Here is a 21,140-nt window from a genome sequence, read left to right on the forward strand (position 1 = left end):
CTCCGCCGCGGCCGGACGTCATACGGACAGTGTGTCCTCCTCCTCGGAACGTATGACGTCCCGGCGACGTCCCGACGGCCCTCCTTCGCCTCAGACGATCGACGTCAGGGACGACCTCATGTACAACAGCCACGCCTTCCTCATGTGCGTCCCGCTGCCGCTCGCGATCGCTGTCGGCGGCGTCGTCACGCTGGTCGGAGGCGTGGGGGGAGGACGCGAGGCCGCCAGCGCCGTGCTGGCCATCGTCGGAGGACTGGCGGTTGCGATCGCCTACCTGCTCCGGTACCTGCCGGTGCAGCGCACGAGCACCAAGACGCGCACGCGTGTCATCTTCCTCAGTCGACTGGTCTGGATCTCCTGGTTTGCCGGGTTGGCCGTCCTCTGGCTCCGTGGGAGAGGCTAGGACGAGAGATCGCCGGATGGCCGGTGGCCGTGGAGGCCGACACTCCCGTACCGACATGAGGCAGGAGGTCTCGGACGGATGAATCTCAACCTCTCCGTGTTCTGGACGCTGGTCGTCCTCGGTGTGGGGGTGCTCGGCCTGACCGTGATCGTCGGTGTCGTGGTGGTGCTCTCCGGCGTCATGGAGTTCTGATGCTCCCGGCGCCGGGCGAGATGCCGGGGGACGACGGCCCCGACGGACCGACGTGGTTCGCGGTGCGGTGCGTCTTCCGCGACACCGGGGAGATCGGCCGGAGGTCGAGGCGCGGCCGGCGGCGCGGGGAGGCCCTCTACGAGGAGCGGATCACGCTCTGGCTGGCGGAGAGCGAGGATCACGCGTTCGAGCTCGCGGAGGCGGAGGCCAGGGAGTACGCCGAGGACATCGCCCTCGAGTACGTCGAGTTCGCCGACTCGTACCGGATGGACGGCGGTCCGTACAGCGGAGCGGAGGTCTTCTCGCTCATGCGGTACTCCCGGCGGGGTGTTCGACGCTACCTCGATCGCTTCTTCGACACCGGCCGCGAACGCCGGCGTCGATAGCGAGCCGGGCCGGCGCCCCGACCCGGCCGAGGACGTCATACGGACAGTGTGTCCTCTTCCTCGGAACGTATGACGTCCCGGCCGCGCGGAGGGGCGACCGCTGCGGGGGTGTCGGCCCAACGCCGGAGCGCTCGGGGCCGAACCGAGGAGCTGGGGGCGCGGACTTCCCACGCCCGCCGCAGTCACGGCATCATCCCCACCGTGGACGAGGACGACGACGTCGTGGTGAGCGACGACGGCCGCCGGCTGCGACCGGTCAAGTCACTGCTGCGGGCGCTGGACGTGCTCGAGGTGCTGGCCGCCAGCGATCGGCCGCTGACCGTGGCCGAGATCGCCGCGGGCACCGGGTCGTCCCGCACCGCGGCGTACAACGTCATCACCACCTACGAGATCCGCGGCCTGCTGCGCCGCGACTCCCAGGGTCGCTACCTGCTCGGCTGGGGTCTCTTCGAGCTGGGGGAGCGGGCGCGGTCGCACTCCGACCTCAGCGATGCCGCGCGCCCGGTGGTCGAGGACCTCGCCGAGAGCACCGGAGAGACCGTGCTGCTCGGCGTGCTCGACCAGGGCTCGGTGATCTACGTCGAGAAGGCCGAGAGCCGGCGCTCGGTCCGGATGGTCGAGGCTCCCGGCCGGCGCCTCGCGCTGCACGAGTCCGCGACCGGCCTGGTCCTCCTGGCGTACGCCGCGCCGGCGTTCCGGGAGCGCTATCTCGCGGACGGCGGCGTCCCCGATCGGCTGGTCGAGGTGACCGACGAGATCCGGGCGCGCGGCTACGCGGCCTCGGTCCAGGACCTCGACCCGGACCTGACGAGCGCGTCGGTCCCCGTGCCCGGACCGAACGGCGATCCGGTCGCGGCGCTCACCGTCGCCGGGCCCGCGAGCCGGTTCACCCGCGAGCGGGTCGAGGAGTTCCTGCCGCGGATCCTCGGCGCGGCCGCGGCGATCAGCAAAGCCCTCGGTGGTCGAGTCGGCTCTTGACAGTGCCGACGCGCGTCCCTACCTTCGACTGCATCTCATCTGTGTCACAGATGACATGTCTGTGTGACAGACACACGCAGGACTGAACCGGAGGGTGCACATGCGCCGGAACATCGTCAGGAAAGCGACCACTCTCGGGGTCCTCGCCGTCTGCCTCGCCGCGGCCGGCTGCTCGGGTGAGAGTGCCACCCAGCAGCGCGACGGCGGCGACGGTGACGGCGACGGGGGCAGCGTCACCATCAGCCACTGGCAGCACCACAGCGACGCCCGGGCGGAGCTGGTGCAGAACTTCGCCGACGAGTACGACGGCGCGAGCATCGACTTCCAGTCGATCCCGTACGAGTCGTACTTCCAGAAGCTGGGAGCCGCGCTCGAGGCGGGCAACGGCCCCTGCGTGTTCCAGCTCCCCGCGAACATCCTGGCCGAGTTCCACGACCGCGGGCAGCTCGCCCCGGTGCCGGACTCGGTGATGTCCGCCGACGAGATCGAGGAGGCGTTCACCCCGGCGTCGATCCGGCTGCTGAAGATCGAGGGCGAGTACTACGCGCTGCCCACCGACGTGCAGACGCTGCTGCTCTTCTACAACGACGACCTCTTCGAGGAGGCCGGTCTCGACCCGACCCAGGACTTCGCCACCTGGGAGGACCTGCGCCAGGCCGCGATCGCGCTGACCAAGACCAACGGCAGCAAGCTGACCCAGGCCGGCCTGGACATCTCCTCCTCGCCCTACCAGTGGTACTACAGCGCGCCGACCCTCGCCTACGAGGACGGCCTGGTCAACGACGAGACCAACGACGTCAACTACGACTCCGAGCCCGGCTACCAGGCCTGGGACCGGCTGACCAGCCTGGTCCTCGACGACGGCGTGGACTCGCCGGAGTTCCTCGCCGAGCAGAGCAAGTTCGCGATCGGCAAGGCCGGCATGACCTTCCGGGAGTACACCTTCACCGGGGTCTACAACCTGACCGCGCCCGACCTGAACTTCAGTGTCCACGTCGCGCCGCCGGTCGCCGACGAGACGTTCGCGCCCGTGGCCAACACCTCGTGGTCGTACGCCGTGTCGAAGGACTGCGCCGACCAGGACGCCGCCTGGGAGTGGGTGACCTACCTGACCTCCGAGGACGCCCAGCGCACCTGGACCGCCGAGGGCGGCGAGCTGCCGTCGCGGTCCGCGCTGCTCGAGGACGAGTCGCTCCAGGACGACCCGAACGTCGCGGCCGGGTTCGCCTCGCTCGACGGCGCCATGCCCTACGACTCCCTGGGCTGGGACGACGCGTTCGCGATCCAGCAGGAGATCTGGGACCAGATCGTCCTCAACGGCAAGGACGTCCAGTCGGCCGTCGACAAGGGAGCCGAGGAGGAGCGCGCACTGTACCGGCGCAAGGGCCTGCTCGAGTGAGCTCCCTCGCCGTACCCCGGGGACGCGGGGCGAGGCCGAGGGGAGGCCTGCGACGTCACCAGACGAAGTGGGCCTTCATCTTCCTCGCCCCCGCCCTCGTGCTCTTCGGGCTCACCGTCTTCTACCCGATGGCGCGGGCCCTGCAGTACAGCCTCTACAAGTGGCCGCTGGGCGGCGCCAAGGAGTTCGTCGGCCTCGACAACTACCGCCGACTGCTGTTCGACGACTCCGGCTTCCGGCAGTCGGTGGAGGTGACGCTGTACTTCACGGTGCTCAGCGTGCTGCCGACGATCCTGCTGGCCCTGGTCGTGGCCGTGCTCCTCAACGACGCGCGGCTGCGCGCCCGGGGCCTGTTCCGCACCATCTACTTCGTGCCGGTGGTGACCTCCCTGGTCGCGGTCGGCTACGTGTGGAAGGCGCTCCTGGAGCCGTCCTTCGGCCTCGTCAACACGGTGCTCGGCTGGGTGGGCATCTCGGGCCCGGGCTGGCTCGCCAGCCCCGACTGGGCGCTCGACGGCATCGTCTTGATGACCGTCTGGCGCGACCTCGGGTTCTACATGGTGGTGTTCCTGGCCGGCCTCCAGGCGATCCCGCGCGACGTCATGGACGCGGCGCGGATCGACGGCGCCGGCGCCTGGCAACGGTTCCGGCACATCACCATGCCGCTGCTCAACCCGAGCATCGTGCTCGCCGCCGTGATCGGCGTGATCAACGGCCTCCAGCTGTTCACCCAGGTCTACGTGATGACCGGGTCCGCCCAGCAGTTGCCGGGCGGACCGCTGGGCAGCACCCGCTCGGTCGTGTTGTACGTCGTGGAGCAGACCTTCCGGCCGCTGGAGATGGGCTACGGCTCGGCGGCGGCGTTCCTGCTCTTCGTGCTGATCATGATCGCCACCCTGATCCAGTTCCGGCTCATCCAACGGAAGTTCGAGTACTGATGCGCGCCGCGACCCGGACCCTCGACGTCACCAAGTACCTGCTGCTCAGCGTGGGCGCGGTGGCGATGCTGACCCCGCTGCTGTGGATGGTGCTGGCGTCGTTCAAGACGCTGCCGGAGATCCTGACCTTCCCACCGACGTTCCTGCCCGAGCAGGTCAACCTCGACAACTACCGCGCGGTCTTCGACACCGCGGACTTCGTCCGCTACTTCCTCAACAGCGTGCTCGTGGCCGCGATCAGTGTCGTGAGCGTGCTGCTGACCAGCTCGATGGCCGGCTACGCCTTCGCCAAGTTCTCGTTCTGGGGCCGTGACGTGCTGTTCGTCGTGGTGCTCGCGACGCTGATGATCCCGTTCCAGGTGCGGGTGATCCCGCTCTACGTGCTGGCGAGCGACCTCAAGCTGCTGAACACGTACGCCGGCATGGTGATGCCGACGCTCGTCGACGCCTTCGGGGTCTTCCTGATGCGGCAGTACATGATGACGATCCCGAACGAGCTGATCGAGAGCGCCCGCGTCGACGGCGCCGGAGAGCTGCGGATCTTCTTCCGGATCGTGCTGCCACTGGCCAAGCCGGCGCTGTCGGCCCTGACGATCTTCACGCTGGTGGTCAGCTGGGAGTCGTTCCTGTGGCCGCTGCTGGTGGCGTCGACGTCCGACATGTACACGCTGCCGCTGGGCCTGGCCCAGTTCGCCGGCCGCTACGTCGACCGGACCGACCTCCAGATGGCGGCGGCGACCATGACCGTCCTCCCGATCCTCATCGCCTTCCTGTTCATGCAGAAGCGGTTCATCGAGGGCATGGCCACGACAGGGATGAAGTGAGACCGGGACGGCGCTGGGTCGCGACCGGGACGAGGAGACAGGACGAGAGGGGGAGTGGCGTGGACATGGCAGAGGCGGGATCGCCGTCCGGCGGCATCGGCATCGACGTGGGCGGCACCAAGATCGCCGGAGTCGTGATCGAGCCCTCCGGCTCGGTGGTGGCGCGACAGCGGATCCCCACACCGCGCGAGGGCGGCGCCGCGGTCGTCGAGGCCTGCATCGAGGTCGCCTCGGGCCTGCTCACCGTGGCTCGCTCGGGTGGTCTGGCCGTCGGCCCCGTCGTACTGGGCATGCCGGGGACCATCGACTCGGTCCGCGGCGTCGTCCGTGACTCGCCGGTGCTCAAGATGACCGACTGCGAGGTCGTGGCCGAGGTGCAGAGCGCGGTCGGTCATCCCGCCAACGTCATCCACGACGTGAAGGCCGCGGCGTTCGGTGAGCTGATGGCTGGCGCCGGCATCGGCCAGGCCGACGTGGCCTACCTGAACCTCGGTACCGGCGTCTCCATGTCCTTCGTCTTCGACTGGCAGGTGCACCGGGGCGTGAGCGGGCTCGCCGGCGAGATCGGCCACGTCCGCGCCGTGCCGGACGGCATCCGGTGCAACTGCGGGCGCTACGGCTGCCTGGAGACCGTCGCGTCCGGGCCGGCGATCGCCCGGGCGGCCGGTCTCCCCGGAGGCGGGGTCGAGGCAGTGTCGGCCGCGGCGGCGGCCGGCGACGAGCGCGCGATCGCCGCCATCACCGACGCCGCGAGCCATCTCGGGCGGGTGCTGGCGGACTACCTGACCGTGCTCGACCTGCACCTGCTGATGGTCGGCGGCGGCGTGTCCGAGGTGGGGCCGCTGCTGCTCGACCGGCTCCAGGAGACGATCGACGAGAACCTCGCCGACGTCGCCAACTCGGTGCGGGTGGTGCCGGCCGCGCTCGGCGCCGAGTCCGGCGTGCTGGGTGCGGCGCACCGCTCACGGCTGCTCCGCGACGACCGGCGGTCGACCCGGTGGTGACGTCGTGGTGAGGGTCGCCCTGGTCGGCGCCGGCTACATCGCGGGCTCCCACGCCGCGGCGTACGCCGCGCACCCCGACGCCGAGATCGCCTACGTCGTGGACCCGGTCGCGGAGAAGGCGGCCGCCCTGGCCGAGCGGTACGGCGCCCGCCCGCTCGCCGACGTCGAGGCGCTGCTCGACTCCGACGTCGAGGCGCTCAGCGTGTGCACGCCGTCACCGACCCATGCGGACATCGCGGTCGCGGCGCTCGCGGCCGGCAAGCACGTGCTCTGCGAGAAGCCGGTCGCCCGGACGCTCACCGACGGCGAGCGGATCGTCGAGGCGGGTCGTCGCGGCCCGGGCCTGTTGATGATCGGGCACGTCTCCCGCTTCGAGCCCGATCACCGGGCCGCCCGCGACGCCGTGCGCGCCGGTCGGATCGGCGAGGTGCGGATGATGTCGCAGTCGATCACCGGGGAGCTGCCGGGCTGGAGCGAGCAGGGCTGGCTGGCCGATCCCGACCAGTCGGGCGGGCCGCTGCTCGACCTCGCGATCCACAGCTTCGACTACCTGACCTGGGTGTGCGGCGGCGTCCCCGAGCGGGTCCACGCGGTCGGCGCCACCCGACCCGACGGTCTGGTCGACTACGCGGTCGCGACCGTGCGCTACGACAGCGGCGCGCTCGCCGTCGTGGAGACCAGCTGGGCGCACCCGGCCGGGCACGGCCTCGAGCTGGCCACCGAGCTGTCCGGCAGCGCCGGCCGGATCGCGTGGGACTATGCGGGCGTCGCGGTCGGCAGCGTGAAGCGGGCCGGCGCCGCGCCGCAGGCGATCAGTCAGCTCGGCGACCGGGGCTTCCGGGCGGAGGTGGCCGCGTTCCTGGACGCGGTCGCGACCGGCGGCCCGAGCCCGGTGCCCGCCGAGGAGGGTCTGCTGGCGCTCCAGGTCGCGCTCGCGGCGGTCGAGTCGCTGCGCACCCGCCGGACGGTCCACCTGCCCCGTCGCGGATCGGAGTCACCGTGATCGACGTCGTCCTGCTCGGCTGCGAGCACCTGCCCCACGCCAGGTCGTACGCCGCCGCGCTGCAGCGCAGCCGCGGCGGCAGACTGGTCGGCGTGTACGACGGGTCGCCCGAGCTCGGCGGTCCGTTCGCCGAGAGGCTGGGCGTGCCCTTCGACGCGGACCCCGACCGGCTGCTGGGCCGGCTGCTGGGCCGGCTCCGTCCGGCGGCCGCCGTGGTCTGCAGCGCGACCGCCGGGCACCGCGATCTCGTCGAGCTGGCCGCCTCGCACGGCGTCCACGTGCTGTGCGAGAAGCCGCTGGCGACGACGGTCGCCGACGCCGAGGCGATGGTCGCGACCTGTGCCGAGCACGGAGTGCAGCTGCACACGGCGTTCGTCTCCCGGTTCTACCCCGCGCTCCTGGACGCCCGGGACGTCGTCGCCCGGGGCGAGCTCGGCCGGGTGCGCGGCATGGTCGGCGGGAACCGCGGCCGTCCGCCGCTCACGCCGCGCTACCCCTCCTGGATCACCGAGGCCGGGCCGGCCGGCGGCGGCGCGCTCATCGACCACTCCGTGCACGTGCTCGACGCGATGCGCTTCGTCACCGGACTCGAGGCTCGCGAGGTGCTGGCCGAGACCGCGACGCTCTTCGTCGACACCGAGGTCGAGGACAGCGCGCTCGTCTCGGTCGTCTTCGAGGAGGGCGTGCCCGCCAGCATCGATCCCAGCTGGTCGGTCACCCCGGAGAGCCCGTGGGACTACGACTTCTACCTGCGGCTCCTCGGCAGCGAGGGCTCGCTCACGATCGCGACCGGACGGGAGTCGCTCGCCGTCTCGGGTCGGCACGACGGCCGCACCCACGCGCACGTCCCGTTCGAGCCGGACATCGACCAGGCCATGGTCGAGGCGTTCCTGCGGTCCGTCGCCCACGGGCGCGTCCTCGATCCGTGCGCCACCGGCGAGGACGGACTGCGCGCGGTCGAGGTCGCCTGCGCGGCGTACGCCTCGGTGGCGGCGGAGGGGTTCGTCACGACGGACGACCGTGGCTGAGACGGCGGTCCTCGCCGGCCGCGCGCTCGTCGAGGGTCAGCTCGTCGGGCCGGTGACGCTCACGATCACCGACGGCCGCATCGCCGGCATCGAGCCGCCGCGTGCCGCGGGCGTGCTCGACGCGTCCCGCGCGACCGTCGTGCCCGGGCTGATCGACCTGCACACCCACGGCGGCGCCGGAGTCCAGGTGATCGACGGTCCGGACGCCGACCTCGACCGGCTCGCGACGTTCTACGCCGAGCACGGGGTGACCGGCTTCCTGGCCACCGTCGGCGGGAGCCGCCAGCACATCCTCGACGGCATCGACGCCGTCCGGGCGCGCCTCGCCACCGGACCGCCCCGGGGCGCCCGGATCCTCGGGGTCCACGTCGAGGGCCCCTTCATCAGCCCGCACGCGCTCGGGGCGTTCCGCCCGGACTCCGTGCGGACGCCGGACCCGGACCTCCTCCGGGAGATGCTCGCCGCGGCCGATGGCCACCTCCGCCTGATGACCGTCGCGCCGGAGGACTCCGTCGGCGTCATCGCGCTCGCGGTCGAGAACGGCGTGGTCTGCTCGGCGGGGCACTCCGTCGCCTCGGCCGAGCAGACCACCCGTGCCGTGGACGCCGGGGTCCGCAGCGTCACGCACCTCTTCAACGGGATGGCGCCCTTCCACCATCGCGAGCCCGGCCTGATCGGGGTCGCGCTCACCGACGATCGGCTCGTCTGCGAGGTGATCGCGGACGGCGTCCACGTGCACCCGACGGCGATCCGCCTCGTCGCGCGGGCGAAGGGGGTGCGCGGCATCGCGCTGGTCAGCGACTCGATCTCCGCGACCGGCCTGCCCGCGGGGGAGTACGAGCTGGAGGAGCAGCGCGTCACGGTCGCGGACGGCGCCGTGCGGCTGGCCGACGGCACCCTGGCCGGGAGCACGCTCACGCTCGACCGCGCGGTCGCCAACTTCGCCCGGTGGGCGGACGTCCCGTGGGAGGAGGCGGTCCGCTCCGCCACGGAGGTGCCGGCCCGGCTGCTCGGCCTCGGGGCCAGCCACGGCACGATCGCGGTCGGCAGGAACGCGGACCTCGCCGCGTTCGACGACCGGCACCGGCTGCTCTGGACGATGGTCGGGGGCGAGGTGCACCCCGCGTGACCACGATGATGCGCGAGGAGATCCTCGAGCAGCCGGCCGCGATCGCGCGGACCGTCGCGGCCCTGCGCCCGCGCACCGACGACGTGCGCCGCTTGGCGGTCGGCCGCCGGCAGGTGCTGTTCGCGGCGCGCGGCTCCTCCGACAACGCCGCGACCTACGGCCGCTACCTCACCGAGATCGTCGCCGGCCGCGCCGCCGCCGCCCTCGCGCCCAGCGTGGCCACGGCGTACCGCCGCCGCGTCGACCTGGGCCACGCCCTCGTCGTCTGTCTCTCGCAGTCGGGCGAGACCGCCGAGCTGGTCGAGACGCTGGCCTGGGCCCGGACCTGTGGAGCGGCGACCGTGGCCGTCACGAACGTCGGCGACAGCGCCCTCGCCCGCGGCGCCGATCTCGCGCTCGTGACCGCGGCCGGACCGGAGCGGGCGATCCCGGCCACGAAGACCTTCACCGCCCAGCTGGTGGCCATGGCGCTCCTGGCCGATGCGCTCGCGCCCACGCCGGGCGCGGTGCGGGGGATCGAGCGGGTGCCGGACGCCGTGGCCGAGCTGGTCCGCGGGCGATCCGGCATCGAGAGGGCCGTCGACGTGCTGCTCGGCCGGCCGCGCACCCTCGTCACCGGCCGCGGCCTCGGGTACGCCGTCGCGGCGGAGCTCGCACTGAAGCTGGAGGAGACCTGCCTGCGCCCGGTGCCCGGGTTGTCGTACGCCGACCTGCGACACGGGCCGATCGCGATCGTCGACGACCGGGTCGCCGCCATCGTCGTCGCGCCCCGGGACGGGCCGGTGCTCGCCGGTCTCACCGGCCTGGTGCCGGAGCTCCGCTCGCGCGGCGCCGCCGTGGTCGGGATCGGCCTGGCAGCAGGCGTCGACGCCCACGTCGCCGGCCCGGACCTGCCGGAGATCCTCGCCCCGATCGGCCTCGTGGCCGCCGGCCAGCTGGTGGTCGAGGGCCTGGCGCGCGGCCTCGGGCTCGACCCCGACGCGCCTCGTGGCCTGCGCAAGGTCACCCAGACCGACCCTGAGGAGGCCGGATGAGCGCGGTGACGACGGGCGGCGGTGGCTGGTCCACCGACCACGCTCGGGAGAAGGTGGGGGACCCACCGCCGCTGAGCCCGGCCGGCGGGCGGCGGTGGCTGGTCCACGTGCCGAACGGTGGATTCGGTGCGTCACCCACCGCTGGCACGGGATCGACCGGATGAGCCGCCCCCTGGACCTCCTGATCCGCCACGCCACGGTGCACACCATGGACCCGAGCCGTCCCCGGGCCACCAGCATCGGCATCTGGAACGGCCGGATCGTCGGCGTCGACGACGAGGTCGCCGGCTGTCGCGCAACCCACGTCGTCGACCTGGACGGCGCCACCGTGGTGCCGGGCTTCCACGACGCGCACTGCCACACCACGTCGTACGGCGTCGCGGCCACGCAGCTCGAGCTCAGCGACGCCCCGACCACCGAGGCCGTGCTCGACCGGGTGGCCGAGCACGCCGACGGCCTGCCGGACGGCGCCTGGGTCGTCGGCGTCGGCTACCGCGACCGGGACCGGCCGGAGCGCCACCCGACCAGTGCCGAGCTCGACCGGGCGGCGGGCGGTCGCCCGGTCTGGCTCACGCACCGCTCCGGCCACCTGTGCGCGGTCTCGTCCGCGGTGCTCCGGCTGCTGCCGCACCCGCTGCCCGCCGCCGCGGTCGACTACGTGGGTCGCGACGCGAACGGCGAGCCGACCGGCCTGCTGGAGGAGGCCGCGATGGAGCTCGTGAAGGAGGTCGTGGGACCCGGGTCGGTCGAGGACATGGTCACCGCGATCGAGGTCGCGACCCGGCAGTACGTCAGCGAGGGAGTCACCAGCATCACCGAGGCCGGCATCGGCTGCCCGGGCGTCGACCACAGTCCGCTCGAGATCGGTGCCTGGCAGCTCGCCGCCCGCACCGGCCGGGCGCACACGCGCGCGCACCTGATGGTCTACAGCGAGCTCCTTCACGACCTGCCGCACCACCCCGCCGACGCCGCCCGGTTCGGCCTCGACCTCGGGCTGCACACCGGCTTCGGTGACGACCGGGTCCGGATCGCCGCGATGAAGGTGTGGCTCGACGGCGCCGGATCCGCGGGCGGGGCCGCGACCGGCGCCGACGGCGACCCCGACGCCCACCTCGTCGACGATCCGCGCCGGCTGCGCCGGATCATCGTCGATGCGCATCGTGCCGGATGGCAGGTCGCCGCCCATGCGATGGGCGACCGGGCGGTCGACCTCCTCCTCGACGCGCTGGAGGAGGCCGGATCCGTCGCGGAGGTGCGCCGGCGCCGGCATCGTGTCGAGCACGGCGGGCTGATCAGGCCCGATCAGGTCGACCGCCTGCGTCGGCTCGGCATCGTGGTGGTCATCCAGCCCGCGTTCATCAGCGAGTTCGGCGATGTGCTCGCCCACCACTTCGGCGCCGCTCGCGTCGACTGGTCGATCCGGCAGCGCAGCCTGCTCGACGCGGGCGTCGTCGTGGCCGCGAGCTCGGACCGGCCGGTCGCCCCCGGGGCGCCGCTGCTCGGGATCCGCGCCATGGTCGAGCGGCGCACCGACTCCGGCGAGCCGTACGGCGCCCGCGAGCGCGTCTCGGCCGAGGAGGGCCTGCGTGCGTACACCGTGCACGCGGCGTACGCCGCCGGGCGGGAGCACGAGGTCGGCACGATCGCCGGTCGCCGGCTCGCCGACCTGGCGGTGCTCGACGACGACCCGACCACCGTCGACGCCGCGGCGATCGAGGGGATCCGCGTGCTGGCCACCCTCGTCGACGGCGTGGCCGCGCACGATCCGGGCCTGCTGTTCGGCGACTGACCGACCGGCTCTCGTGCTGGATCCGTCGAGCCCGGCGTCTGGAGCGCCCTCGCGGGTTTCGGCTGCTGGCAGCCGGAACCCGCACGGCACGCCGTGCCGACGCGGCGTGCCGTGCGGGCTTCGGCTGTCAGGTGGGCGCCGGGGCGCTGGTGACCCGCCGGACCCGACTGCGCAGGTGCCTGGGCCGCCCACCCTGGGCCGCCCACCCCGGGCCTCGGGCACACACGACTCTGCACGATCCGAGCAGGTGCGACGAGAGCGGACCGACCGGGCAGCCGAGGGGTCAGTCGCCCTCTCGCGGCCTTTCGTCCGCGAGCAGGTCGGTGAGCTCGTCGACCACCAGCAGGTCGCGGCGCACCTGGCCGGCCCGGAACGACGCCCGCCCGACCATGTGGCTGGCGATCGGCGAGGTCACCAGCTGGAAGAGAGCCACCATGGCGAGCAGCCCGATCGTGCCGGGATCGCGTAGCCGGAAGCCGAGGCCGACCAGGATCAGCAGCAGGCCGAGCACCTGGGGCTTGGTCGCCGAGTGCATCCGGGTGAGCACGTCGGGGAACCGGAGGACCCCGATCGCCGCCACCAGGGCGAGCAGCGCACCGGTCACCAGGCACGCCGCGGCGATGCCGTCGGCCAGCGCGGTCCAGCTCATGACCCCTCCGCCTCGACGTCGTCGCTGCCCGGGCTGAACCGGGCGACGCTCACCGAGCCCACGAACCCGAGCAGCGAGAGCACTACCAGGATCGGCAGCGTGGTCGTGTGCCGGTGGACCGCGGCCTCGAGTGCGAGTCCGCAGATCACCACCGCCACCAGTACGTCGAGCGCCACGACGCGGTCGAGCATCGTGGGCCCCAGGGAGATCCGCGCGACCAGGAGCAGGGCGGCCACGCCCAGCACCACCACGCAGACGACGAGTACGACGCTCACGGTGTGCCTCCCTCGGGCAGGCGCTGGGTCTCGGTGCCGAGCGCGCGGACCACGCGGCGTTCGAGTGCGTAGACCTGGGAGCGCATCTTGTCGACGCCCGCCGTGTCCCGCGCGTCGAGCACGTGGAGGAACAGGGTGTGGGTGGACCGCCGGGCCTCGACCACGAGGCTGCCCGGCACCAGGGAGACCATCTCGGCGACCACCGTGAGCACGAAGTCGGACGACGTCTCGAGGTCGACCTCGATCACCGCGTTGCGCGGCTCGCGCCAGAACCGCAGGGTGATCCAGGCGACCTCGACGCTCGCGACGACCACGTCGCCGAGGAACCGGAGCACCAGCCAGACCAGTCGCAGCGGGCGGATGTGGAGATCCATCGGCAGGGTCGGCAGCGGGAACACCAGGCAGACCACTATGGAGACCACGAGTCCGAAGACGACGTTGGCGGCCGACAGCTCGCCCCAAAGCGCCACCCACACCAACGTCAGCCAGAGCACGACCGGCAGCTGCAGGACGCGCAGGCGCGCCCTGGGTGTCACCCCGCGGCGCTGCTTCGGGACCGGCCTCATCGTGACCCCTCGCCCAGCACCGAGGAGACGTAGATGCCGCGGTCGAGGATGTCGCGGGCCGCGCGCCCGGTGTAGTCGAAGACCGGGCCGGCCGCGACGGTCAGGGCCAGGCTGAAGGCGATCAGAGCGGCCGTGGCGCCGACCATGGTCCGCGGCAGCCGGGAGGGGACCGTGCCCGCCTCGATGCGCTGGTGGAAGTCCTGGTGGCTGTCGTCGTCCTCGTCGAGGATGCTGCGGGCCTCGTCCAGGTCGCGCGCCCCGAAGGTGTTGGCGCCGACGTGCACGTGCCCCCGGTGCTGGACGACCTCGCGCGAGCCGGGCCAGCCGGTGGGGTCGGACAGCTCCTGCGCCATCTCGTGAGCCTGCCCGGGGGTGCGCCAGAAGGCGAGGTTCCAGGCCTTCGCGACGGCGTACAGCGTGAGCAGGCTGGTCACCATGCCCGCCGCGACGACCGTGTACGCCAGCGGGGTGCCGACCTGCAGGCCTCCCTCGGTGAGCGCCACCTTGCCGAGGAAGCCGGACATCGGGGGGATCCCCGCCAGGTTCATGGCCGGCACGAAGTACAGGACGGCGAGCAGCGGCGCGTACCGGGCCAGCCCGCCCAGCTTGATCAGGCTGGTGCTGCCGGCCTGACGCTCGATCAGGCCCAGCACCAGGAACAGGGCGGTCTGGATGGTGATGTGGTGGACGACGTAGAAGATGGCGCCGGAGTAGCCCGCCATCGTGCCGAGGGCGATGCCGAACACCATGTAGCCGATGTGGCTGACGAGTGTGAAGGACAGCATCCGCTTCATCTCGGTCTGCGCGACCGCGCCCAGGATGCCGACCACCAGCGTGAGGAGCGCGGCCCACAGCAGCAGGTCGGTGAGCGGGCTGTCGGGGAAGAGGAGGGTCTGCGTCCGGATGATCGCGTACACGCCGACCTTGGTGAGCAGGCCGGCGAACACGGCGGTGACGGGTGCCGGCGCGGTCGGATAGCTGTCGGGCAGCCAGAAGGACAGCGGGAACACCGCCGCCTTGATCGCGAACGTCGTGAGCAGCAGGAGCTGCAGCAGGAGCGCGACCGACCCGGGCAGGTCGTCGAGCCGGCCCGCGAGCTGGGCGAGGTTGAGGCTGCCGGTGGCGGCGTACACCGCGGCCAGCGAGATCAGGAACAGGCTCGACGACAGCACGTTGACGACGACGTAGATCGTGCCCGCGCGGATCCGGGCGCCCGTGCCGCCGAGGGTCAGCAGCACGTAGCTCGCGAACAGCAGGATCTCGAAGCTCACGAACAGGTTGAAGAGGTCCCCGGCCAGGAAGGCGTTGGAGACGCCGGCGCTGAGCACCAGGAACGTCGGGTGGTAGATCGTCACCGGCGTCTCGTGCTCGTCGCCGGTCATGCCCTGGCCGATCGAGTAGACGAGGACCGCGAGCGTGACGATCGCGGAGACCAGCAGCATCACGGCGGACAGCCGGTCCGCGACCAGGGAGATCCCGAGCGACTCCTGCCAGGCGCCGATCGCGATCACCTGGGGACCGTGCTGGTCGGCCTGGTAGACCAGGATCGCGGCGACCACCACGACGACGGCCAGCACGGTGGTGCTCACCGCGCGCTGGAGCCCGGGACGCCTGCTCAGCATCAGGGTCAGGCCGGCCCCGAGCAGGGGGAGGATCACCGGCAGCGGCACCAGCGCGTTCATGCGTGGTCTCCGCGGAGGTGTGGGCTGGAGGAGCGGAGCGGGGGAGGCCCACAGTCTCGTGGGGTGTTCATGCCGGGCGCCCCTCTTCCTCGGGTACGTCGAGGTCGTCGTCGGCGTCACCCTGGCGGGACAGGTCGAAGCTGTCCGAGGCCTGGTCGGTGAGGGCCAGGCGCCGGATCGCGGCGTCCTCGACGTCGTCCTGCACGTTGTCGCCCCCGGTGAGCTGCCAGCTGCGGTAGGCCATCGCCAGGATGAACGCCGTGGTGGCGAGGCTGATCACGATCGCGGTCAGCACCAGGGCCTGGGGGAGGGGGTCGCTCATCGCCCCGTCGCCGCCGCCCACGATCGGGGCCCGGCCAGCGGGGCCGCTGGAGATCAGGAACAGCAGGTTCACGCCGTTGCCGAGCATGACCAGCCCGACCAGGACCCGGGTGAGGCTCCGCTCCAGGATCAGGTAGACACCGCAGCCGATCATCGCCGCGGCCGCCAGGATCAGCGACAGGCTGGTGCTCATGCCGGTACCCCGCTGTCGGGGGCGGGCTCGGACTCGGACTCCTCGTCGCGGATGTGCCGGTCGATCCCGGCGCCGAGGCTGCGCAGCAGGTCGAGCAGCAGGCCGACCACCACCAGGTAGACGCCGACGTCGAAGAAGACCGAGGTGACCAGGTGCAGGTCGCCGAGCAGCGGCAGGTGCAGGTCGACGACGGCGCTCTGCAGCACCGTCCCGCCGAAGGCCAGCGGCGCCAGGCCCGAGCCGGTGGCGACGAACAGTCCGAGGCCCATCAGCGCGCCGGCGTCGACCGGAGCGGCCTCGTCGAGCTCGTACCGACCGCCGGCGAGGTAGCGGACCACGAGCGCGAGCCCGGTGACCAGGCCGGCCGCGAAGCCGCCGCCGGGGTTGTTGTGCCCGGAGAAGAGCAGGTAGATCGAGAACACCACGATGGTGTGGAAGACCAGTCGGGTGATGACCTCGAAGATGATCGAGCGCCGCTCCGGCGCGAGGGTCCGGCCGCCGGGCAGCCACACCGGCCGGCCCGGTGCGGACGCCGGCCGGTCGCTCGGGACCTTCGGGGTGAAGTCGGCGACCCGCTTGATGATGGCGGTCCGGCTGCCGATGAAGACCAGGCTCGCCACGCCGGTCGCCGCCGCGACGAGGACCGCGATCTCGCCCATGGTGTCCCAGGCGCGGATGTCGACCAGCGTGACGTTGACGATGTTCCGGCCACCGCCGAACGCGACCGCCTCGCGGGGGAAGGCGGCGGAGACCGGCGTCTCGGTGCGCGCGCCGGTGGAGACGATCATGAAGCCGGCCACCGCGGCCGCCACCAGCGCGCCGATCGCGATCCGCCAGTACCGGCTGCGGGTCAGCGGCCGGTCGGTGAAGTACTCCGGGAGCCGCCGCATCACCAGCACGAAGACCACCAGGCTCACCGTCTCGACGAGCACCTGGGTCAGCGCCAGGTCCGGAGCCCCGTGCAGCAGGAACAGTGTGGCGCTCCCGTAGCCCGTGACGCCGAGCAGCAGCACCGCCTTGAGCCGGCGTCGGGACCTGACCGTGAGGACGGCGGCCACCACGATGACCACCGCGACGACCAGCTGGCCGGGGCTGTCCCACAGGACCACGTCGTGCGGACCGCCGATCGCGTCGACCAGCGCTGCGCCGGGCAGGAGCACCAGGACCGACAGGATCACGCTGAGGTAGATCGCGACCGAGCCCCGCTGGGTGAGTCCGGTGACCTCGACCGCCGTCCGGTCCACCCGGCGCATCAGGCTCAGGTAGGCGTGCTCGGTGCTCCAGGAGGAGGGGGAGAGCGCGGCCTGCACGAGGGCGACCAGCTCGCGTCGCCAGAACAGCAGCAGACCCAGCGCGAGCGAGACGACGGACAGACCGAGTGCCAGGCCGGGCCCGTGCCAGAGGGCGAGCTGGGCGTGGTGCTCGCTGGGTGGGAACTGGTCGGCGTACGGCGCGATCATCCGGCTCTCGGGCCCGCCGAGGAAGCCCAGGACCACCGACAGCGTGGCGAGCAGCGCGGGGGCGGCCAGGAACTCGGTGCGGATCGGCCGCACCTCGGTGGGCGGCACGCCCGCCTTGGTCGCGAAGGTGCCCCACAGGAACCGAGCCGTGTAGGCGACCGTGAGCGCCGACCCGAGCACCACGCCGATCAGCAGGGTCCAGCCGGCGACGGGCCCGATGCCGGTGCCGTCGCCGTCGCGGGCGACCCCGATGAGGGCGGCGTACACGCTCTCCTTCGCGACGAAGCCGGTGAAGGGCGGGAGCGCGGCCATCGACGCGCCGGCGAGCAGGGCGACCGCGGCCAGGGCCGGCGCGGACCGTCCGACGCCGGAGAGCCTGCGCAGGTCGCGGGTGCCGGTCTGGCGGTCGACGATCCCGACCACCAGGAACAGCACCGACTTGAACAGGGCGTGCGCACCCAGCATCGCCACTCCGGCCAGGGCCGCGGACCGGGTGCCGACGCCGACGATCACCAGCAGGAAGCCGAGCTGGCTGACCGTGCCGTAGGCGAGCAGCAGCTTGATGTCGAGCTGTCGCAGGGACCGCCAGCCGCCGAGCAGCATCGTGATCAGCCCCAGGGACAGCAGGATGCCGTGCCAGCCGGGTACGTCGGCGAACGCCGGCGCGAGCAGCGCGACCAGGTAGACGCCGGCCTTCACCATGGCCGCCGCGTGCAGGTAGGCGCTGACCGGCGTGGGGGCCGCCATCGCCCCGGGCAGCCAGAAGTGGAAGGGGAACAGCGCCGACTTGCTGATCGCCCCGAGCAGCAGGAGCACGACCGCCACGGTGACCGTGGTGCCGACCGGCGGGTCGGCGAGGATCTCGCTGATCCGGAAGGTGCCCGCCTCCAGGCCGATCAGCAGGATGCCGACCAGCATCGCCAGCCCGCCGAAGGTGGTCACGATCAGCGCCTGCATGCCGGCCGCCCTGCTCGCCCGCTTCGTCGGGTCGTGGCCGATCAGCAGGTAGGAGAACACCGTGGTGAGCTCCCAGAAGACGTAGAGGACCAGCAGGTCGTCGGCCAGCACCAGCCCCAGCATCGCCCCGGCGAACGCGACGAAGTGCCCCGCGAAGGCGGTGAGCCCGGGCTCGTCGTCCGAGAAGTACCACGTGCAGTAGAACAGCACCAGCGCGCCGATCCCGGTGACGATGAGCATCATCACCCACTGCAGCGAGCCCAGCGCGAAGGCGAGGTCGAGGTTCAGTGCCGGCACCCAGCCGGTCACGGCGTACTCGACGCCGCCGTCGGCCACCGTGGAGGTCTGCGCGACCGCCCAGCCGAAGGCGCAGGCGGGCACGAGCGCGAGCACCAGGAACGCCCGCCGACCGAGCGCGCGGACCAATGACGGCGCCAGGGCGGCTCCCACGAAATGGGAGACCACCAGAACGAGCATCTGGGCGTCCTCCGACGGCTGGTCGATCGCGGGCAGCTGATCACCACCCTAGGGGTCGCGGGGAAATGGGAGCGCAGGGAGCGCCCGTCGTCTCAGCCCTGGGGCCGCGGTGGTGCGGCGCGCGTGCGATGGGTAGGGTCCGGCCAGACCCGCCCGGAGGACGCATGCGCCAGGACCACCAGCCCGACCAGCGCGGGCCGATCCTCTTCCTCGTCCTGCTGGCGATGATCGCGCTGCTCGTCGTCGCCTGGGGCGCGGGCCAGGAGGAGGCGGACGGCGCGCCCACGACCGGCGCGCCCAGCGAGCCTCTCGGGCCCTCGTCGCCGCTGTTCCGGCCGACCGGCCCGCCGATGGTCGAGATCGCACCGCCGGAGCCCTCCTCGGAGCCCTCGTCCTCGGGAGCCGAGCCGGTCGAGTCCTCGGGAGCCGAGCCGGTCGAGGAGGTCGCACCCGAGCCGCCCGTCGAGCTGCCCGGAGGCGGGACCCGGATCTTCGCGGACAACCGGTTCCTGGTCGCCTACTACGGCACCGGGCAGACTCCCGCGATGGGGGTGCTCGGCGAGACCGACCCCGACACGATGGACCGGAGGCTGCACCGAGCCGCCGCCCCGTTCCGGCGTCCGGGCCAGCCGGTGCGGCACGTCTACGAGCTGATCGTGACCATCGCGGACGCGTCCCCGGGACCCGACGGCGACTACAGCCACGACATCCCGCGCTCGGAGGTGCGGCGCTACATCCGGGCGGCGCACCGCAACGACGCGCTGCTGCTGCTCGACATCCAGCCCGGCCGCTCCGGGTTCCTCGAGACAGCGCAGCGCTGGGCGTGGGCGCTGCGCGACCCGTGGGTCGGCCTGGCGCTCGACCCCGAGTGGCGGATGCGCCCGCACGAGGTGCCCGGCCGCACGATCGGCCAGGTCGGCGCGCGTGAGGTGAACCGGACCTCTGCCTGGTTGGCGAGGCTGACCAAGGACCAGGGTCTGCCCGAGAAGCTCTTCGTGCTGCACCAGTTCCGCACCGACATGATCGAGGACATCGACCAGATCCGGCAGCGGGCGAACCTCGCGATGGTCCAGCACGTCGACGGATTCGGCACCCGCGGGCAGAAGCTTGCGACGTACCACCACGTCGCCCGGCCACGGCAGTTCGCGATGGGTTTCAAGCTCTTCTACGACGAGGACGTACGCCGGATGGGGCCGCGCGAGGTGCACGCCGTGCGGCCGAAGGTGCGGTTCGTCAGCTTCCAGTAGGCGCGTCGACCGTCCGTCGGCCGTCGTCCACAGCCTCGGGATCGTCGTTGTCGTGGCCGGCCCGCTCGGCGATGCTGGTGGGGCCGGGCCGACGAAGCCGACGGAGCAGCGCGATGAGGAACACCCCACGGCACCACCCGACCCCCGAGCAGGCGCGACTCATCGAGCGCGGGCTCGCCGGCGTCGCACAGTTCGAGGCCGAGGAGGGCGCGTTCACCGAGGAGGAGCTGGCCGAGGCGCGTGCCTTGATCGCCGCGGACCGCGGCGACCCCGTCGACCGGTGACCGCCGACGGTGTTCACCCGCTGATCGTGCACGACACGATGTGGGTCTCGCCGGGCGCGAGCACGACGAGGTCGACGCCGGAGCGGAACGCGTCGGGTGGCGCGGTCGTCGGCTCCACCGCGAGTGACTCGCGCACGCCCCAGGGCAGCGGGTCGGCGGTGAAGACGTGCAGCCAGCCCAGTCGTTCGCCCACGGTCAGCCGCACCGCGCGCCCGCTGTCGGGGTCGGCGAGCACCGCCGTCGACCCGGCCGGTACGTCGCCGAACGGGTGGTCGAGCACCACGCCGCCGAGCAGCCGCGGCTCACGGAAGTCGTACGCCGTGCCGTCGACCGGGCGGGCCGGCGCGGGCAGGCCGCGTTCGTCGGTCTCGCACCACGTGCCGGCCGGGAGCGTCAGCACGCACTCGTCGACGCGGCGGCCGACGGTCAGGTAGGGATGCATCCCGGTGCCGTACGGCGCGGCCGCCTCGGAGCGGTTCGTCGCGCTCAGCGTGGTGGTGAGTCCGTCGTCGTCGAGCGCGTAGGTCACCTCCAGGTCGAGCGACCACGGGTAGCCGGGCTGGGCGGGCAGCTCGTAGCGCAGCACGGCGCGCCCCTCGGTGTGCTCGGCCACCGTCCACGGCACCCAGTGGGCGAGCCCGTGCAGGGCGTTGCGGCGCTCCGGCTCGGTGAGCGCCAGCCGGTGCCGCGCGCCGGCGAACTCGTAGCTGCCGTCGCCGATCCGGTTCGGCCAGGGCATCAGCACCGCGCCACGGAAGTCGGCGCACATCTCGCCGGCCGGGGTGCCGGCGACCAGGTCCAGCCCGTCGCGGGTCAGCGTGCGCAGACCCGCCCCGACCGTGACGACCTCGGCCTCGTAGGGGCCGTGGGCGAGAGGGAGGGGAAGACCGGCGGCGGCGCGCACCCTGCACACCCTGACAGC

The 21,140-nt window shown here is 72.6% G+C and carries 21 protein-coding genes; 14 read left to right on the top strand and 7 right to left on the bottom strand.

Features of this window, described 5'->3' with window-relative positions:
• Positions 1 to 118 precede the first annotated feature (118 nt).
• The 12 genes from FHU40_RS16735 to FHU40_RS16790 all read left to right on the top strand — a co-directional run bounded on the left by FHU40_RS16735 (position 119) and on the right by FHU40_RS16790 (position 12,107).
• Entirely contained in the window at positions 119 to 403 is a 285-nt protein-coding gene (locus tag FHU40_RS16735; protein WP_183593371.1) for a hypothetical protein, read from the top strand.
• A gap of 191 nt (positions 404 to 594) precedes the next feature.
• Positions 595 to 981, top strand: a complete 387-nt coding sequence (locus tag FHU40_RS16740; protein WP_221199872.1) for a hypothetical protein — start codon at positions 595 to 597, stop codon at positions 979 to 981.
• A gap of 201 nt (positions 982 to 1,182) precedes the next feature.
• Positions 1,183 to 1,959, top strand: coding sequence for an IclR family transcriptional regulator domain-containing protein (locus FHU40_RS16745; protein WP_183593372.1), 777 nt, complete (start codon positions 1,183 to 1,185; stop codon positions 1,957 to 1,959).
• Positions 1,960 to 2,059: 100 nt separating this feature from the next.
• Complete coding sequence (locus tag FHU40_RS16750; RefSeq protein ID WP_183593373.1) at positions 2,060 to 3,358, top strand: extracellular solute-binding protein; 1,299 nt, start codon at positions 2,060 to 2,062, stop codon at positions 3,356 to 3,358.
• Entirely contained in the window at positions 3,355 to 4,296 is a 942-nt protein-coding gene (locus FHU40_RS16755) for an ABC transporter permease subunit (protein WP_183593374.1), read from the top strand. Before FHU40_RS16750 ends, FHU40_RS16755 begins: the two co-directional genes overlap by 4 nt.
• Positions 4,296 to 5,120, top strand: coding sequence for a carbohydrate ABC transporter permease (locus FHU40_RS16760; protein ID WP_183593375.1), 825 nt, complete (start codon positions 4,296 to 4,298; stop codon positions 5,118 to 5,120). The genes FHU40_RS16755 and FHU40_RS16760 overlap by 1 nt, the downstream gene beginning before the upstream one ends.
• A 65-nt stretch (positions 5,121 to 5,185) precedes the next feature.
• Complete coding sequence (locus FHU40_RS16765) at positions 5,186 to 6,124, top strand: ROK family protein (RefSeq protein WP_246391045.1); 939 nt, start codon at positions 5,186 to 5,188, stop codon at positions 6,122 to 6,124.
• A gap of 7 nt (positions 6,125 to 6,131) precedes the next feature.
• On the top strand, positions 6,132 to 7,127 hold the full coding sequence (locus FHU40_RS16770) for a Gfo/Idh/MocA family oxidoreductase (RefSeq protein WP_183593377.1): 996 nt from the start codon (positions 6,132 to 6,134) through the stop codon (positions 7,125 to 7,127).
• Positions 7,124 to 8,155: a Gfo/Idh/MocA family protein gene (locus FHU40_RS16775; RefSeq protein WP_183593378.1), complete on the top strand. Its 1,032-nt coding sequence runs from the start codon at positions 7,124 to 7,126 to the stop codon at positions 8,153 to 8,155. The genes FHU40_RS16770 and FHU40_RS16775 overlap by 4 nt, the downstream gene beginning before the upstream one ends.
• Positions 8,148 to 9,284, top strand: coding sequence for an N-acetylglucosamine-6-phosphate deacetylase (gene nagA, locus FHU40_RS16780; protein WP_183593379.1), 1,137 nt, complete (start codon positions 8,148 to 8,150; stop codon positions 9,282 to 9,284). The genes FHU40_RS16775 and nagA overlap by 8 nt, the downstream gene beginning before the upstream one ends.
• Before the next feature lie 5 nt (positions 9,285 to 9,289).
• On the top strand, positions 9,290 to 10,318 hold the full coding sequence (locus FHU40_RS16785) for an SIS domain-containing protein (protein WP_246391057.1): 1,029 nt from the start codon (positions 9,290 to 9,292) through the stop codon (positions 10,316 to 10,318).
• A gap of 160 nt (positions 10,319 to 10,478) precedes the next feature.
• A complete protein-coding gene (locus FHU40_RS16790) occupies positions 10,479 to 12,107 on the top strand; it encodes an amidohydrolase (protein ID WP_183593380.1) in 1,629 nt (542 codons plus the stop codon).
• A 283-nt stretch (positions 12,108 to 12,390) separates the two neighbouring features.
• On the opposite strand, the gene mnhG is transcribed toward FHU40_RS16790, so the two are convergent.
• The 6 genes from mnhG to FHU40_RS16820 all read right to left on the bottom strand — a co-directional run bounded on the left by mnhG (position 12,391) and on the right by FHU40_RS16820 (position 18,687).
• Complete coding sequence (gene mnhG / locus FHU40_RS16795; protein ID WP_183593381.1) at positions 12,391 to 12,756, bottom strand: monovalent cation/H(+) antiporter subunit G; 366 nt, start codon at positions 12,754 to 12,756, stop codon at positions 12,391 to 12,393.
• Positions 12,753 to 13,031 carry a monovalent cation/H+ antiporter complex subunit F gene (locus tag FHU40_RS16800; protein ID WP_183593382.1) on the bottom strand — a complete coding sequence of 93 codons (279 nt, stop codon included), beginning with the start codon at positions 13,029 to 13,031 and terminating at the stop codon, positions 12,753 to 12,755. The genes mnhG and FHU40_RS16800 overlap by 4 nt, the downstream gene beginning before the upstream one ends.
• A complete protein-coding gene (locus FHU40_RS16805) occupies positions 13,028 to 13,597 on the bottom strand; it encodes a Na+/H+ antiporter subunit E (RefSeq protein WP_183593383.1) in 570 nt (189 codons plus the stop codon). The genes FHU40_RS16800 and FHU40_RS16805 overlap by 4 nt, the downstream gene beginning before the upstream one ends.
• Positions 13,594 to 15,279 (bottom strand): Na+/H+ antiporter subunit D, encoded by a 1,686-nt coding sequence (locus FHU40_RS16810; RefSeq protein ID WP_183593384.1) that lies wholly within the window; start codon positions 15,277 to 15,279, stop codon positions 13,594 to 13,596. The genes FHU40_RS16805 and FHU40_RS16810 overlap by 4 nt, the downstream gene beginning before the upstream one ends.
• Positions 15,280 to 15,346: 67 nt before the next feature.
• On the bottom strand, positions 15,347 to 15,793 hold the full coding sequence (locus FHU40_RS16815; protein WP_183593385.1) for a Na(+)/H(+) antiporter subunit C: 447 nt from the start codon (positions 15,791 to 15,793) through the stop codon (positions 15,347 to 15,349).
• A complete protein-coding gene (locus FHU40_RS16820) occupies positions 15,790 to 18,687 on the bottom strand; it encodes a Na+/H+ antiporter subunit A (protein ID WP_183593386.1) in 2,898 nt (965 codons plus the stop codon). The genes FHU40_RS16815 and FHU40_RS16820 overlap by 4 nt, the downstream gene beginning before the upstream one ends.
• Before the next feature lie 164 nt (positions 18,688 to 18,851).
• On the opposite strand from FHU40_RS16820, the gene FHU40_RS16825 reads away from it, so the two are divergent.
• Both FHU40_RS16825 and FHU40_RS16830 read left to right on the top strand, forming a co-directional pair.
• Entirely contained in the window at positions 18,852 to 19,934 is a 1,083-nt protein-coding gene (locus FHU40_RS16825; RefSeq protein WP_183593387.1) for a hypothetical protein, read from the top strand.
• A 113-nt stretch (positions 19,935 to 20,047) separates the two neighbouring features.
• Positions 20,048 to 20,218 (top strand): hypothetical protein, encoded by a 171-nt coding sequence (locus FHU40_RS16830; RefSeq protein WP_183593388.1) that lies wholly within the window; start codon positions 20,048 to 20,050, stop codon positions 20,216 to 20,218.
• 13 nt (positions 20,219 to 20,231) lie between these two features.
• Here FHU40_RS16830 and FHU40_RS16835 read toward each other — a convergent pair whose 3' ends face one another.
• Positions 20,232 to 21,122: an aldose epimerase family protein gene (locus FHU40_RS16835; RefSeq protein ID WP_183593389.1), complete on the bottom strand. Its 891-nt coding sequence runs from the start codon at positions 21,120 to 21,122 to the stop codon at positions 20,232 to 20,234.
• Between the last annotated feature and the right edge of the window lie 18 nt (positions 21,123 to 21,140).

Origin of the sequence: Nocardioides soli, assembly GCF_014191495.1 — a bacterium.
In the GTDB taxonomy this organism is placed as follows: Bacteria; Actinomycetota; Actinomycetes; order Propionibacteriales; family Nocardioidaceae; genus Nocardioides; species Nocardioides soli.